The organism is Mesorhizobium escarrei, assembly GCF_935825525.1.
Lineage (GTDB): Bacteria > Pseudomonadota > Alphaproteobacteria > Rhizobiales > Rhizobiaceae > Mesorhizobium > Mesorhizobium escarrei.
The window spans coordinates 78,639-91,807 of the sequence record NZ_CAKXZT010000090.1; the positions used below are offsets into that span (position 1 = coordinate 78,639).

The following is a 13,169-nucleotide window of genomic DNA, read 5'->3' on the forward strand; positions in this document are numbered from 1 at the left end:
CGCGAAGGCGTCTGTCGGGGCATATTGCATTCCTCAAATTGGCCTCCGGCCGCCCGTTATCCGCGCCGGCCACCGCGCCAGCCAGCCGGCGAGACGCCAGCGAGCTTCTTGAAGCTCCGGCTGAAGGCCGCTTCGGACTCGTAGCCGACATCACGCCCGACCGCCGAGACTTTGGCCAGCCCATCAGTGAGCAGTCGTGCGGCCAGTTGTACGCGCCATCGCGTGAGATACTGCATCGGTGGGCAGCCGACGAGACGTGTGAAGCGGGCCGCGAGGACGGACCGCGAGACGCCGGTTTCGCGTGCGAGTTCTTCAATTGTCCAGCCACGCGCCGGATTCTCGTGGACAAGCGCAACGGCCCGGCCGACGGCGGGGTCGCGCAAGCCGGCCAGCCAGCCGGTCTGCTCCGGCGGCAGTGCCTCAAGATAGCGGCGAAGGACCTCAACGAACATCAATTCGCTGAGGCGCAGGCGGATGCATTCAGCGCCAGGCCGTTGAATGGACACCTCTGCCAGCGTTAGCTCGATCAGCCGGTCGAGCAGGTCGCTTGGCGCGCCGGCCGCGCGCCGGATGCGCATCAGCGGAGGAAGAGCCCCGAGTAGAGGGTTGAACGGCCGTGCATCGCAACCAAGAAAACCGCAGACATATCTGGTTAGGAGGGGGCCGTCGCCACCTTCGTTGACCACGAAGGGCAGTTGTCCGGCCGCCATGGCGCGAAAGAAATCGAGCGAATCTTCCTGGCTCAAACCTGACCGAACTCCGGGCGCACTGCACATCGCGTACGAATCCTCATGCGGGATCACAAGTATGTCGCCTTCGGCAAATTCCATCGGCGGACCGTCACCGATGCTGACCGAGCCCGATCCTTGGGTGATTATGTGGTAGGAAATCACATGTTGGGCGCGCGGCAGGATGAGATGGGCAAATGAATCCGCCCGCGGCACTTCCACACTCCAGGGCGAAGAGGCATCGACCCAGAAGAAAAGCGCGCCGGTAAGTTTTATCACGCGCAGCACATCCGAAAGCACATCCTTGTCCGGCGCGGCCGAAGGTGAGGCATCGGGAACGACCTCTTCCGGTGGCCGCCCAGGCGATGGCGCAGGAACGGACGCTGCGGCAAGCGATTGAGACGCTGGGTCATGGAGCGTGCCCATGGCCAAGTCTACTATGCGCCGAACAGCATATCCACCGCGCATCCCGCGGAGTCCATGCGATCAACGGAGGTCGGCCATGTCTACTTATTGCTTCTTCGACGTGCGTGAAATCACCGACCAAGCCAAGGTCGAGAAGTATCTGGCAGGGGTGTTTGCAACGGTTGAACAGTATGGAGGGCGCTACTTGGTGCTGGGCGGGAAATCCGACCTTGTCGAAGGAGACTGGCAGCCGGTCTATCCGGTCATCGTCGAATTTGCCGACGGCGAGCATGCCCAGCGCTGGTATTCATCGCCTGAATACGAGCCGCTGAAGGCGCTTCGCGTCGCCGGAACCCGATCCAACGCAGTGTTCCTTGAAGGTGCAACGCCGGGATCGGCGGAAGCGGCGGTCCAGACCCACCGGGGTAAGACATCGAAAACTCCGGCTGAAATCTACGACTCACTGTTCGTTCCAGCGCTGTTCCGACAATGGGGGCCCATCGTCGCCGCCGAGGCGCGAATAGGGAGGGGCGACCGCGTCATCGACATCGCCTGCGGTACCGGTGTGCTGGCGCTCGCGGCCCTCGACCGCGTTGGCGCGGAGGGCAAGGTGGTCGGGCTTGACGCCAATCCCGACATGCTTTGCATTGCCCGCCGCAAAAGCACGCGCATCGAGTGGCGAGAAGGGCGCGCCGAGCAGATTCCTTTTCCGGATGAAAGCTTCAACGCCACAGTCAGCCAGTTCGGCCTGATGTTCTTCGACGATCGAGCAGCCGGACTGCGGGAAATGATGCGCGTGGTTAAGACCGGCGGCCGGCTCGCCGTCGCGGTCTGCGACTCGCTCGACCAGTCGCCCGGCTATGCCGCGGTGGCGGATATGCTTGAACGGCTGTTTGGAAGCGACGTTGCGAACGCGTTCCGCGCGCCCTTTGTGCTCGGCGATGCGGAGTTACTGCGCTCGCTCTGCGCGAAGGCTGGCATAGAGCGTGCCGAGGTGAAGCGGCACCGCGGAACGGTCCGTTTTGCCTCGATCGAGACGCTGATTTCGACCGAAAGAGCCTGCATCTGGACGTTGGGCGGGCTTTTGGACAACGAGCAGTTCAAGCGGCTTCTGGAGGAAGCCGAGCGGGCACTTATGCCTTTCGTGACAGCGGCCGGCGCCGTCGCTTTCGACATGCCGGCGCTCGTCATCACGGCATCCAAGGACTGACGCTGGCGTCCCGTGGACGAGACGAATCGCAACAGTTCACCGAAGCGGTCGTTCCGGGCATCTACGATGCGCGTCTATTTTGCCTCCCCCAGCGGACCTAAAGATTGTTTGGACAAGCAGTCTGCGCTGCCCGCTTCACCTCCCGCGTGCTGCAAAGTCTATCAAACGACACGCACGCGGCGCGTCACCTGGCCATTGCTTTCCCAGTATGTGTGTTTCCTGGCAATCAAGGGATCGTCCATCGCCGGTTGAACCTGTCCGGTGGTGCTGACCGCGCGCGAGGTCACCGTGTGTTCTCCGGGAGACGGATTTGCCCAATCCAAGGACCAAATCTTCCAGGCGTGTTCGGCCTCGTCACTGTGGTCGATGATCGCCGGTGCCCATGGCGCTTGATCGATTTGCACTTCGACCCGATCGATAGGTGCCCCCCAGGCTGCCCCTATGATGCGGTAGTCCGAGTCCTTCCGGGTGACCTTTGCGGGCGCCGACTTTATCCGTGCCGGGCCGACTGAACTCTCGGTCCACACAGTCTCACCATTGCGCTCTTCCTCCCGGATGGTGACATAGTCGCGGGCCATCAGAAGGCTCATGAAGCGGGTGTCGCGCACCTCAATGCGCTCCAGCCACTTGACGTTGGCGATGCCGTACCAGCCCGGAGCAATCAGCCGCAGCGGAAAACCGTTGGCCGCCGGCAAGGCGGCTCCGTTCATTTCATAGCAGAGCAAATTGTCGGGGTTCGTCGCGTCGGCGAGCGACATGCTGCGAGCGAAGTTCTGCTGCATCTTGACGTCGCGTATGGGGACTTCGCCTTTGTCGGCACCGAAAAAGACGACTTCGATGCCATTTTCCAGAACGCCGGCTTCCTCGAGGATCGGTGCGAGTGGCGTCCCGGCCCAGCGGGCATTGCCGATGCCGCCGGTGAAAAAGGGAAACCCGTGGTTGCCTGAGCATTCCACTGTGAATACGACCTCCTGGCGCGGCCGCGCCTTGATGTCGGCGAGCGTTAATTTTAAGAGCTTCTTGACCATGCCGCCGATCTCCATCGACCATGTCTTCTCGTCGATCGTTGGTCGATTGAAATGCGAGATGCTGAAGAACTTGTCGTTTGGCGTTATCCAGCTATCCAGATCCTCCCAAACAAGCTGCTTCTGGATACCGACCGGATCGGGATTTTCGGTCGGCTGGTCCAGCCACGGAATAACCTCCTCGCTCGGCCGTGTTGGAAAAGCGTAAGCCCGACGCGAGGTATAGAAAGCAGCGATTGCGACAAGAGCCGCGCTTGCCTGAACAAGAAGTTCTCTGCGTTGAAGATCAGGCATGTTGTTTCCTCCCAGTTGATCCGGAAACGGGCTGCAACGTGCCTTAGGCCGCAGCCTGATCACGGATAGGCGCAATGAACGTTTGCCCCGCCCGGAGATTATCCGGACAGGTCAGGCAATCAGCGGCGCATCTCAAGCATGTGAAGCCTTGGACGAAACTCTCGCTTGGGTTTCGCCTTTTTAAGGGTGCGCCTTTGAGAGGGAAGAGTCTAGGTGTATGATGATGGTCTAAAATTTCGAGATCAGGGAGGAGAGCATGACGTCTTGGGAGATTAGGGGACGCGAACTCGTCAATTGCACCTGCGAATATGGCTGCAACTGTCAATTCAATGCGCTGCCCGACAAGGGCCATTGCCATGCCGTCGCCGGCATCCAGATCGATGAGGGTCATCATGGCGAGACCGTTCTCGACGGCCTGCGCATCGCCGCGATCTTCAAATGGCCCGGCGCGATCCACGAGGGCAATGGCGAAGCCATCGCTTTCGTCGACGAGAAGGCAACCGACCGGCAGCGTCAAGCGCTGCTGCGTATCATGACCGGCCAGGACACCGACCCGTTCGCGACGATGTTCGCCGTCTACGCCTCCACCGTGACAAAAATGAATGAGCCGGTCTTCACCCGGATCGATCTCGACCTCGATGTCGACGGCCGCAGGGGCCGCATCTTCGTCAAGGACTACATCGAAACCGTCGGCGAACCGATCCGCAACAAGGTGACGGGAGCGGACTCGCGCGCCCAGATCGTGCTCCCGAACGGCTTCGAATATGCCGTCGCCGAGATCGGCAGCGCTTCGAGCACAACCAGCGGGCCGGTTCAGGTGAATATGAAGGACAGTTACGGCCAGTTCGCGCGGCTCCATCTCAACAATCACGGGGTGGTGCGAGTCTGACGCGCCACATGAACGGCGCGTCGCCACTGGAACGGCTGCTCAGACGCGATCGCGTCATCACGATTGCGGGCCTGGTGACGCTGTGCCTGTTGGCCTGGCTTTATATCGTCGCCGGCGCAGGGCTCGGCATGAATGCGTGGGAAATGTCGAGGCTCGCGCTATTTCCCCACCTGCAAACTCCGAACATGACACCCGACATGCCCGGCATGGATATGTCTGGCATGGATATGTCTGGCATGGACATGAGCGCGATGGTGACGGAGCCGCGGGTCTGGGGGGCCGCGAAGTGGGCGCTGATGATCGCCATGTGGTGGGTCATGATGGTCGCCATGATGTCGCCGAGTGCGGCGCCGACCATCCTGCTCTATGCGCGCGTGCATCGCCATGCGCTGGCACAGGGTCAGATCCCGGACAAGCTCGCGCCGACCGGCGTGTTCATGGCAGGCTACCTCCTGGTCTGGCTGGGGTTCTCCGTCGCGGCCACCGCGTTGCATTGGTTGCTCGAACGCGAGGCCTTCGTTTCCGCGACGATGATGAGTTCGCAAAGCCGCTCGCTTTCAGCCATCGTCCTGATCGCCGTGGGCCTGTATCAGCTCTCACCCTTCAAGAACGCCTGCCTGTCGCATTGCCGGGCGCCGACGGCGTTCCTTGCCCAACACTGGCGTCCCCACGCCGTTGGCGCGCTGCGTCTTGGCGCACTGCACGGGGCGTTTTGTGTCGGATGCTGCTGGATGCTGATGGCGTTGTTGTTCGTGGGTGGCGTCATGAATCTGGTGTGGGTTGCCGCGCTCGCCATTCTGGTGCTGGTGGAAAAGCTGTTCCCTGCCGGCCCGTGGGTCGGCCGGGCAGCCGGCATCGCCCTGATCGCCTGGGGCAGTGCAACGCTTTTGGTCTGACGACCAGTTCGCGGCTCACAATTCCTTTTCGGCCAGCTCGCGAAAGGCATCGGGAACCGACCGCGACAGTCCGAGCGTGACCGAGGCATAGCCGACCGCTTCCCAGCCGAAGCGGTCGCGGATCTTGTCGATGGCGCGGTCGGCGGTCCAGCGTGCCGCGCCCTTCCTGGTGCCGGGGCGGCGGCTGTCGTCGTCGAGGCCGAGCGGCAGTTCCAGCTGCAGGGCCGATTGCTTCTCCAGATGCGAGACGGCGATCTCCAGCAGCGAGATGGTCTTTTCGTGCGGATGATCGACAAGCACCTTGCGCACCAGCGCCTCGGCGATCTCGGCCAGCATCGCGGTTGCCGAAATCGGCTGGTCGAGCGTGATCGAACGCGTCACCGAGCGCAGATCGGCAAAGCGGACGCGGACCGTCACCGTGCGGCCGGGCCGGGATTTCGCCCGCAGCCTGGTGGCGACCCTGTCGGCCAGATGCAGCAGGGTGGGCACGAAGATTTTTGCCTCGGCCGGTTTCCTGCCGAGCGCCGATTGCGCGCCGGCCGATTGCGCCCGGCGCTGTGTCTCGAGCTTGCGCGGATCGCGGTTCCAGGCCAGCGCGTTGAGTTTTTCGCCCGCCGCCGGCCCGAGCAGACGCTCCAGCGACCCACCCTTGGTCTTCGCCAGTTCGCCGATGGTGCGCACACCAATGCCGGCCAGCCGCTCCCTGGTGACCGGGCCGACGCCCCACATCAGTTCGACCGGCAGATCGTGCAGAAACTCCAGCTCGTGGCGCGGATCGACCACCACCAGCCCGTCGGGCTTGGCCACTTGCGAGGCGATCTTGGCCAGGTGCTTGGTGCGCGCCACGCCGACCGAGATCGGCAAGCCAAGCTCGGCCCGCACGCGGCGGCGGATGGTTGTCGCGATCTCGGCCGGCGGGCCGAACAGATGGGTGCAGCCGGCGACGTCGGCAAAGGCCTCGTCGATGGAAATCCGCTCGACCACAGGCGTGAAATCGCCGAGCACTTGAATAGCCGCATCGCCGAGCCGCTGATAATCCTTGAAATGGCCGCCGACGAAAATCAGCCCGGGGCAGAGTTCACGCGCGCGCCGCCCCGGCATGCCGCCACGCACGCCAAAGGCCTTGGCCTCGTAGGACGCGGCCAGCACGACGCCGCCGCCGACGGCGATCGGCCTGCCGCGCAGGGCGGGGTCGAGCAACTGTTCGACCGAGGCATAAAAGGCGTCCAGATCAGCATGGAGGATGTTGGCTTCCATTCCGGCCCGTTCGCCCGCGGCTGTTCGAACGCCGCATTGTATTGAGGGTGGTTTTATGTGGAACATAAAGAGAACAAATAGGATGGATTGTCAAGGAGCGCGAAGGCAGATGAAGGGTTGCGCTGCTCCAATCCGCAGCGTTGGTGGTTGGCGAAACTGAAGCGGCTGCTGCCCCCTTGCGGGGGAGATGTCCGGCAAGATGGAGGGTGTAGTCCCCCGCCGACCTCTCAAGACCCCTGGGTTCCTCGCCCCTGCGAAGCGGGGGAGAGGTGGCCGCGAAGCGGCCGGAGAGGGGGCTTTCGTAGGGCCCAGTCCCCTCTCCCCCACTCTCGTGGGGGGCGAGGAACCCAAGCTGGAATGAAGCCGCGAATGCCGCTTCGGCTTTCACTAACTACCAATGCTGCTGGCGCAAGCGCCGACCTCTCCAGCTTACGCCGCCTGCCGTGACCAGAGGCGGTGGCCGTAGCGGCGGAAGAAGCGCGCCAGCAGCCGCTGCTGCCTGGCGCGGGCAAGATCGGCGCCGCGCCTTTCCTGGCGCCAGCGCGGCATGTTGCGATAACAGGCAATGAAGCGGGCGGCGTCCTCGATCGCCTCCTCAGCCGACTGCGCCGGGCGGATCGCCGCCAGGAACAAGGCCTCGCCGAGCTTCAGGCGGTCGACCAGCCCCTTGCGCTGGTCGTGGCCGAGGCGCGCCCTGCCGATGCCGTCGAGGCGGATAGCTGCGAAGGCGGCGAGCATCGCCGGGCTGTCGCCGATATAGCCGCAATCACGGGCGAACTGGGCGGAGAGGGCGTCCATCTTCGTCTCCTTGGCTGGCGGCGCGACGGAGACCCGGTTCCGCCGCCCATTCATCCGGGTATATAAGCATATAAGCATAACTCAAAAAATTTTCATAAGTTAAACTTTTATATAGGTTGAGCGGAACCGACTCGACTCTTCGGGAAAAACCCCTAATGATGTGAACAAAACAGGAACTGAGGCATCAGGGACGATGGCATTGCCGGGCAAGGAAGCAACGATCGCCGAGGTCGTCTCGATCGCGGTCGAGTGTATCGATTGCGGTCGAAACAGATGGTGGAAGCCGGCGGAGCTGAGGCGTTTCGGGGTGACCGCGCAGACGCCGCTGGCGGCACTGTCGGGGCGGCTTCGCTGCTCGGCCTGTCGCGCCGATGGCCTGCCGGGCGCGGCGGTCTCGATCCAGGCTGCGTTCATCGACGAGCGGCAGCAGCGCCGCGCCGAGGCGCGGATGCTTGGCGAGCGCGAGGTTCCGCTGGAGAGATCCAGGCGGGCTTGATGGGAGTGGCGCCATCGCCGCTTGCGGGGCAGGGGAATCGCATGGGAAGCCGAGGCTTTCGCTCTACGATGTACCCCCACCCTAACCCTCCCCACAAGGGGGAGGGAGACTTCCGTTGGCGATGATAGTTGTGTGTGTCAAGTTCTGCAAAAATTGGCGTGGCACTCAGCGGTGAGGTTGGCGTGTCCGCCGCGCGGCGTTCCCTCCCCCTTGTGGGGAGGGTTAGGGTGGGGGTCCTCTTCGCAGAATCCCTATGCCCCTGCCGGCGATGCCGTGGCAGGGGAGAAGGCGCGCGCTCCGCCCCCTAGTAACCCAGCAGTTCCTTAAGCGGGATGACGCGCCAGACGTGCTTGATGGCGTAGCGGTTGAAGGTCAGCGTCTTCGGCGGATTGTACTGCTCGACGACCAGCTCGGCGGCGGTCCGCTTGACCAGCTTTTTGATGAAGGCCTTGCCGTTGCGCTCGTTTTCCTCGGGAAACATCTCGATCACCACGTGGTCGCCGGGCACAGCATCGCGGCCGCCGCAATAGAGCATCTCGCCGGGCTCGTAGCGCGGCACCATCGAGTCGGAGAGCACGTGCAGCGCGAACACCTTGCGCAGATGGGCGATGCCGGGCGGGCGCTGGACATAGCCGGCGACCTCGCCGTTGAAGGTGAAGTCGCCGTCGTCGCCGCCGACCGCAGCACCCAGAAGCTCGATGTCCATCGGGCCGGCGGGCAGGGGGGCGGCGTCGGTGACGATCTCGGCGTCGGCGACATTGTCGGCGTCGTCGAGGAAGACGACCTCGCCCTTGCCGAGCGCCACCGGGTCGACGCGCAGGAACGCGGCGGTCTTCAAAAGGTTCTCGGTTTTTGGCAGGTTGCGGCCGGTTTCCCAATTGCCGACAGCGGCGACGTCGGTGTCGTTATGCTCGGCAATATGGCGCATCACCAGGCCGCGCTGCTTGCGCGCCTTGCGGATCGCCGCCCCGACCTTGATCGACAATGAGGTTTTCGCCATGGCGCCATCTGAAACATAAGAAACAGTTTCGTCTATGAAAGAATAGCTTGCATAATTTTTAGAGTTATCCTTATATGCGGCCATGCACAAGCCACGCCGCTCCATCTCGCTTTGCCATCCGTTCCGGCTGTCCTCCTCCCCGGCCGGGACGAAGCCCGAGGCTCGCGCCTCGGATCCGGTCGCCCTGCCGTCAGCGGCGGCGACCGGAACGGCCGGAGCCGTCCCCCTCACGGCTCCGGCCCCGAATTTCGGCGTGTGCAATGCCGGCCTTTCGCGCATCCGCACCGAGGACGGCACGGTCATCGTCTTCGACCGGCGCACGGGCAGGACGGTTTCCCCTGGGAGCGGTAATCGGCGACGCCGCGCTGCCCCTCACCTGCCTGCCGGCATCCTCTCCCGGTGAGCGGGGAGAGGGGCACAGCTTCGGCATAACCTTTCAATGGACCTACGCCATGCCCGCCTATACCAACACAAAATTGCGAAGCATCGTCCGCACGCCGGCCAGGCTGGCGCCGCCGGTCTGGCTGCCGCAGCGCCCGTTCGTGCGTGAGATCCTTGGGCCCGACGGCGAGGCCCTCAAGGTGCCGGCGCCGCGCGCCGCTGCCGCCGTCGGACACCAGCCGCATGTCGCGGCCATGCGTTTCATCGACTGCCTGTTCAACCGCTGCCGCGCACCGCTCGATCTGACGCTCGAGGAAGACCCCGAAAACGACGCGCCCGGCAGCCGGCCGGCACTGGACATGCTGTGCTGCGGCCTGCGCACGCGGCCGCTGAAAAGCTACTGCGCCTATCACGCGGCGCGGTTCTGCGACCATCGCCGTTCGGCTCTCGCGGACGCAGCGTGAGCGGCATCGGTCGAGATTCTTCACGCCAGGCACGGCGGCCTGTTTCCTCTCCCACTCCGTGGGGCGAGGAACCCAGATCCTGCGAAGGCAGCAATCAAACGAGGAGCCACAGATGAGCAAGAAGACCGCCCAAAGGGCCAAGCCGCCCAAATTACCCACGGGCGAGGCCGAGCAGGGTGCGTATCCGCAAGGAGGTCGGTCATGATTTCGCGCTGAAGGACGATGCCTTCGGCCGCAAGCGGCTGGCGACCGGCACGCTGGAGGCGAGGCGCGTCTATGAGGTGTCCAATAACGGCCACACCTCGACCGGCGGCATCGTGCGCGTGCGCAATGTCGACCCGCTGACCGGCATCACCTCGCTGTCGCGCCAGCAGCGCGAGGCGGGCATGCGCTACCGCGAGGATTTTCGCGTGTCGGCGCAGGACGGCGCCAAGCCGATGGCGCTGACCGAGCGCGTCGACGGTGGCCGCATCAGCGGTGGCGTTGCCGACCGCATCCTGTCCGCCGGCCGTGCCTATGCCGACGCCACCAGGGCGCTTGCGCATTGGGAGGTATCGGGGGTGGTGCAAAAAGTCTGCTGCGCCGGCGAAACGGTGAAGAGCCTCGCCGAACAGACCGGCGAGCCGCGGGATGTGCTGTCGAAACTGCTAAAAATCGGGCTCGAATTGCTGGCAGTGCATTACGGAATGATGCTGATGCGGCGGCCGCGGGGGTAGGGGCGCGAACGGGTCGGGCGCTATGAACTTGTCATGCCATCAGAGGCTGCCTACCTGACCAAGAGATGTGAGGGTTGCAATGCGTTTCATAGGCGTTGTTTTGGGGTAATCTTAGCGATCGTCGGCATTCTTGCGGCAACGGCCGCTCTCGCTTGTCTTTGCGCTCTTGTTTGCCGCCGCAGTGCTATGGGCTCATCTAAAGCCCCAGAGGCGAAGATAGCTAAGCCGAATCCTGATTTTCGGGGCGCGCAGCGAGCCTCGAACGGCCTGCATCCTCCGATTGAAGGGCGCGGACTTTTCGACCGCCTGTTACGCTGCGCCTTTGCTGGTGGATCACAATGCCAAAGATGCCGCTAAACCCTCATTTCGCAGATACGGCGCCGACGTCTTCGGCGCTGACCGCGTATGACGAGCACTGCATGCTGACTTATATCCGGCTGCTCGATGCGTCGGCGGACGGCGCCGATTGGCGCGAGGTCGCCCGCACCGTCCTGCATATTGATCCGGTGCAGGAGCCGGAACGGGCATTCCGGGCTTGGGCGACGCATCTGGCGCGTGCCCGCTGGATGGCCGGCAAAGAGACGATCGGCACGATAAACGGCATAGAATGACGGTGGAGATTTTTCGTGGAACTGCCGTCCCGGTCTGCCCGTTTAGATAGGAAACCAACTGGGAAGCGCCCGATGAACTCTTGGCAAATCAACACTTTGGAGGCATGCTGCCTGCTTGCCGTCCCGCTGTCGATGATCCTTACGGTTCTGGTAGCGAGTTTCATCCTTGGCTGATTCCCCCCAGCTCAATCCTTGGCGCGCTCCACATACGCGCCATCGGCCGTCATCACCACCACGCGGGTGCCGGCGGTGATGTGCGGCGGCACTAGCGTGCGCACGCCGTTGGACAGCGTCGCCGGCTTGTAGGACGAGGACGCCGTCTGGCCCTTGGTCACCGGCTCGGTTTCGACCACCTCGAAGGTGGCGCGCTGCGGCAGCACCAGCGAGATGGCGATGCCGTTGTACTGGGAAATCTGCACCGCCATGCCTTCCTTGAGATAGGGCGCCGTCTCGCCGACCACGCTTTCCGGCACCGCGACTTGGTCGTAGCTTTCCGGGTTCATGAAATGATAGCCTTCGGCGTCGTGGTAGAGGAAGGTATGCTCACGCTCCTCGACATAGGCGCGCTCGACCTGCTCGGTGGTCCGGTAGCGCTCCGAGACCTTCACCCCGTCGGAGATGCGGCGCATGTCGAGCTGGGTCACCGGCGTGCCCTTGCCCGGATGGATGTTTTCGGCAAAGAGGATCACATAGAGCTTGCCGTCCTTTTCGACGACATTGCCTTTGCGTAGGGAACTGGCGATGACCTTCACGGGCTTTATTCCTAAGAGCGTTGACTGGCCTGGGAGCGCCGACTGGCGCAAATCGGCTGCGGCAGCCGTTCGGTGCGGCCTAGCGCATCTTGGCGGCAATCGCCAGTCCTCGATGCAAATCCTGTCGTCATGACCGCCGCCTCGCCCTGGTGGACGCCTGATGTTCACGCCGACCGGCGGCCGCGGCTGATCCTGCGCAACGCCATCACCGCGGCCGTGCGCGACTGGTTTGGCCGCCGCGACTTCGTCGAGGTCGAGACGGCGGCGCTGCAGGTCTCGCCCGGCAACGAGGCGCATCTGTCGGCCTTCGCCACCGAGGCGATCGGCCCGGATGGGCGGCACCTGCCGCTCTATTTGCACACCTCGCCGGAATTCGCCTGCAAGAAACTGCTCGCCGCCGGCGAGAGGCGCATCTTCAGCCTGAGCGCGGTCTATCGCAACCGCGAGCGCGGCCCATTGCACCATCCGTCCTTCACCATGCTCGAATGGTACCGGGCCGATGAGACCTACGACAGCCTGATGCAGGATTGCGCCGTGCTTGTCGCGCTGGCCGCCGAGCGGGCCGGCACGAAACGCTTCGCCTTTCGCGGCCGCGAGGCCGATCCGTTCGCCGAGCCGGAGCGGTTGAGTGTCGTCGAGGCTTTTGCGCGCTATGCCGGCATCGATCTGTTGACCACAGTCGCCGCCGACGGCAGCACCGATCGCGAGGCGCTGCACGCCGCTCTGGTCCAGGCGGGCTTGCGCACCGCGCCCGACGACAATTGGGCCGACCTGTTCAGCCGGGTGATGGTGGAAAAGATCGAGCCGCGGCTGGGGCAGGGGCGCGCCACCATTCTTTACGGCTATCCGGTTTCGGAGGCCGCCCTTGCCCGGCCGAGCGCCGATGACCCGAGGACCGCCGAGCGATTCGAACTCTATTGCTGCGGCGTCGAGCTGGCCAATGCGTTCGGCGAGCTGACCGACGCCGCCGAGCAGCGCCGGCGCTTCATCATCGAGATGGACGAGAAGCAGCGCATCTATGGCGAGCGCTATCCGATCGACGAGGATTTCCTCGCCGCACTCGCCATCATGCCGCAGGCAAGCGGCGCCGCAGTCGGCTTCGACCGGCTGGTGATGCTGGCGACGGGGGCGGGCAGGGTCGAGGATGTGATGTGGACGCCGGTGGCGGGGTAAGGCGAGGCCGGTGCTCTACGGCGCCCCCCTCTGTCCTGCCGGACATCTCCCCCACAAGTGGGGAGATTGGCAGC

General features: G+C 63.9%; 14 protein-coding genes. 8 read left to right on the top strand and 6 right to left on the bottom strand.

Annotation, left to right across the window (positions count from 1 at the left end; genetic code table 11):
* Positions 1-56: 56 nt before the first annotated feature.
* The gene (locus NMG80_RS06105; RefSeq protein ID WP_254017308.1) at positions 57-1,154 is read right to left on the bottom strand and encodes an AraC family transcriptional regulator; all 1,098 of its coding nucleotides are present in this window, start codon (positions 1,152-1,154) and stop codon (positions 57-59) included.
* 76 nt (positions 1,155-1,230) lie between these two features.
* Between NMG80_RS06105 and NMG80_RS06110 the strand changes: the two genes are divergently transcribed.
* A complete protein-coding gene (locus tag NMG80_RS06110) occupies positions 1,231-2,343 on the top strand; it encodes a DUF1330 domain-containing protein (RefSeq protein WP_254017309.1) in 1,113 nt (370 codons plus the stop codon).
* A gap of 161 nt (positions 2,344-2,504) precedes the next feature.
* On the opposite strand, the gene NMG80_RS06115 is transcribed toward NMG80_RS06110, so the two are convergent.
* A complete protein-coding gene (locus tag NMG80_RS06115) occupies positions 2,505-3,662 on the bottom strand; it encodes a sulfite oxidase (RefSeq protein ID WP_254017310.1) in 1,158 nt (385 codons plus the stop codon).
* A 256-nt stretch (positions 3,663-3,918) separates the two neighbouring features.
* Between NMG80_RS06115 and NMG80_RS06120 the strand changes: the two genes are divergently transcribed.
* Both NMG80_RS06120 and NMG80_RS06125 read left to right on the top strand, forming a co-directional pair.
* Positions 3,919-4,551 carry a DUF1326 domain-containing protein gene (locus NMG80_RS06120; RefSeq protein ID WP_254017311.1) on the top strand — a complete coding sequence of 211 codons (633 nt, stop codon included), beginning with the start codon at positions 3,919-3,921 and terminating at the stop codon, positions 4,549-4,551.
* Between the two features lie 8 nt (positions 4,552-4,559).
* A complete protein-coding gene (locus tag NMG80_RS06125; protein ID WP_254017312.1) occupies positions 4,560-5,447 on the top strand; it encodes a DUF2182 domain-containing protein in 888 nt (295 codons plus the stop codon).
* A gap of 15 nt (positions 5,448-5,462) precedes the next feature.
* Here the strand turns inward: NMG80_RS06125 and dinB are convergent, their stop codons facing one another.
* Together dinB and NMG80_RS06135 are read right to left on the bottom strand one after the other, a co-directional pair.
* The gene (gene dinB, locus NMG80_RS06130) at positions 5,463-6,704 is read right to left on the bottom strand and encodes a DNA polymerase IV (RefSeq protein ID WP_254017313.1); all 1,242 of its coding nucleotides are present in this window, start codon (positions 6,702-6,704) and stop codon (positions 5,463-5,465) included.
* Between the two features lie 429 nt (positions 6,705-7,133).
* Complete coding sequence (locus NMG80_RS06135; RefSeq protein WP_254017314.1) at positions 7,134-7,502, bottom strand: hypothetical protein; 369 nt, start codon at positions 7,500-7,502, stop codon at positions 7,134-7,136.
* A gap of 193 nt (positions 7,503-7,695) precedes the next feature.
* Between NMG80_RS06135 and NMG80_RS06140 the strand changes: the two genes are divergently transcribed.
* Positions 7,696-7,998, top strand: a complete 303-nt coding sequence (locus NMG80_RS06140) for a hypothetical protein (RefSeq protein WP_023799072.1) — start codon at positions 7,696-7,698, stop codon at positions 7,996-7,998.
* A gap of 304 nt (positions 7,999-8,302) precedes the next feature.
* Here NMG80_RS06140 and NMG80_RS06145 read toward each other — a convergent pair whose 3' ends face one another.
* Positions 8,303-8,998 carry an XRE family transcriptional regulator gene (locus NMG80_RS06145; RefSeq protein ID WP_077382554.1) on the bottom strand — a complete coding sequence of 232 codons (696 nt, stop codon included), beginning with the start codon at positions 8,996-8,998 and terminating at the stop codon, positions 8,303-8,305.
* Between the two features lie 260 nt (positions 8,999-9,258).
* Here NMG80_RS06145 and NMG80_RS06150 point away from each other — a divergent pair, with 260 nt between their 5' ends.
* From NMG80_RS06150 to NMG80_RS06160, 3 genes are all read left to right on the top strand, one after another.
* A complete protein-coding gene (locus NMG80_RS06150; RefSeq protein WP_436798554.1) occupies positions 9,259-9,843 on the top strand; it encodes a hypothetical protein in 585 nt (194 codons plus the stop codon).
* 176 nt (positions 9,844-10,019) lie between these two features.
* Positions 10,020-10,559: a DUF6456 domain-containing protein gene (locus NMG80_RS06155; RefSeq protein ID WP_254017316.1), complete on the top strand. Its 540-nt coding sequence runs from the start codon at positions 10,020-10,022 to the stop codon at positions 10,557-10,559.
* A gap of 338 nt (positions 10,560-10,897) precedes the next feature.
* A complete protein-coding gene (locus tag NMG80_RS06160) occupies positions 10,898-11,170 on the top strand; it encodes a DUF2285 domain-containing protein (RefSeq protein WP_254017317.1) in 273 nt (90 codons plus the stop codon).
* Between the two features lie 185 nt (positions 11,171-11,355).
* Here NMG80_RS06160 and efp read toward each other — a convergent pair whose 3' ends face one another.
* Entirely contained in the window at positions 11,356-11,922 is a 567-nt protein-coding gene (gene efp / locus NMG80_RS06165) for an elongation factor P (RefSeq protein ID WP_077382563.1), read from the bottom strand.
* 129 nt (positions 11,923-12,051) lie between these two features.
* Between efp and epmA the strand changes: the two genes are divergently transcribed.
* Positions 12,052-13,095 (top strand): EF-P lysine aminoacylase EpmA, encoded by a 1,044-nt coding sequence (gene epmA, locus NMG80_RS06170; RefSeq protein ID WP_254017318.1) that lies wholly within the window; start codon positions 12,052-12,054, stop codon positions 13,093-13,095.
* Positions 13,096-13,169: the final 74 nt, after the last annotated feature.

Excerpts from the sequence above, each read along its gene's own strand:
- NMG80_RS06105 (WP_254017308.1), bottom strand. The coding sequence starts at position 1,154 with ATGGGCACGCTCCATGACCCAGCGTCTCAATCGCTTGCCGCAGCGTCC.
- NMG80_RS06110 (WP_254017309.1), top strand. The coding sequence starts at position 1,231 with ATGTCTACTTATTGCTTCTTCGACGTGCGTGAAATCACCGACCAAGCC.
- NMG80_RS06115 (WP_254017310.1), bottom strand. The coding sequence starts at position 3,662 with ATGCCTGATCTTCAACGCAGAGAACTTCTTGTTCAGGCAAGCGCGGCT.
- NMG80_RS06120 (WP_254017311.1), top strand. The coding sequence starts at position 3,919 with ATGACGTCTTGGGAGATTAGGGGACGCGAACTCGTCAATTGCACCTGC.
- NMG80_RS06125 (WP_254017312.1), top strand. The coding sequence starts at position 4,560 with ATGAACGGCGCGTCGCCACTGGAACGGCTGCTCAGACGCGATCGCGTC.
- dinB (WP_254017313.1), bottom strand. The coding sequence starts at position 6,704 with ATGGAAGCCAACATCCTCCATGCTGATCTGGACGCCTTTTATGCCTCG.
- NMG80_RS06135 (WP_254017314.1), bottom strand. The coding sequence starts at position 7,502 with ATGGACGCCCTCTCCGCCCAGTTCGCCCGTGATTGCGGCTATATCGGC.
- NMG80_RS06140 (WP_023799072.1), top strand. The coding sequence starts at position 7,696 with ATGGCATTGCCGGGCAAGGAAGCAACGATCGCCGAGGTCGTCTCGATC.
- NMG80_RS06145 (WP_077382554.1), bottom strand. The coding sequence starts at position 8,998 with ATGGCGAAAACCTCATTGTCGATCAAGGTCGGGGCGGCGATCCGCAAG.
- NMG80_RS06150 (WP_436798554.1), top strand. The coding sequence starts at position 9,259 with ATGCCGGCCTTTCGCGCATCCGCACCGAGGACGGCACGGTCATCGTCT.
- NMG80_RS06160 (WP_254017317.1), top strand. The coding sequence starts at position 10,898 with ATGCCAAAGATGCCGCTAAACCCTCATTTCGCAGATACGGCGCCGACG.
- epmA (WP_254017318.1), top strand. The coding sequence starts at position 12,052 with ATGACCGCCGCCTCGCCCTGGTGGACGCCTGATGTTCACGCCGACCGG.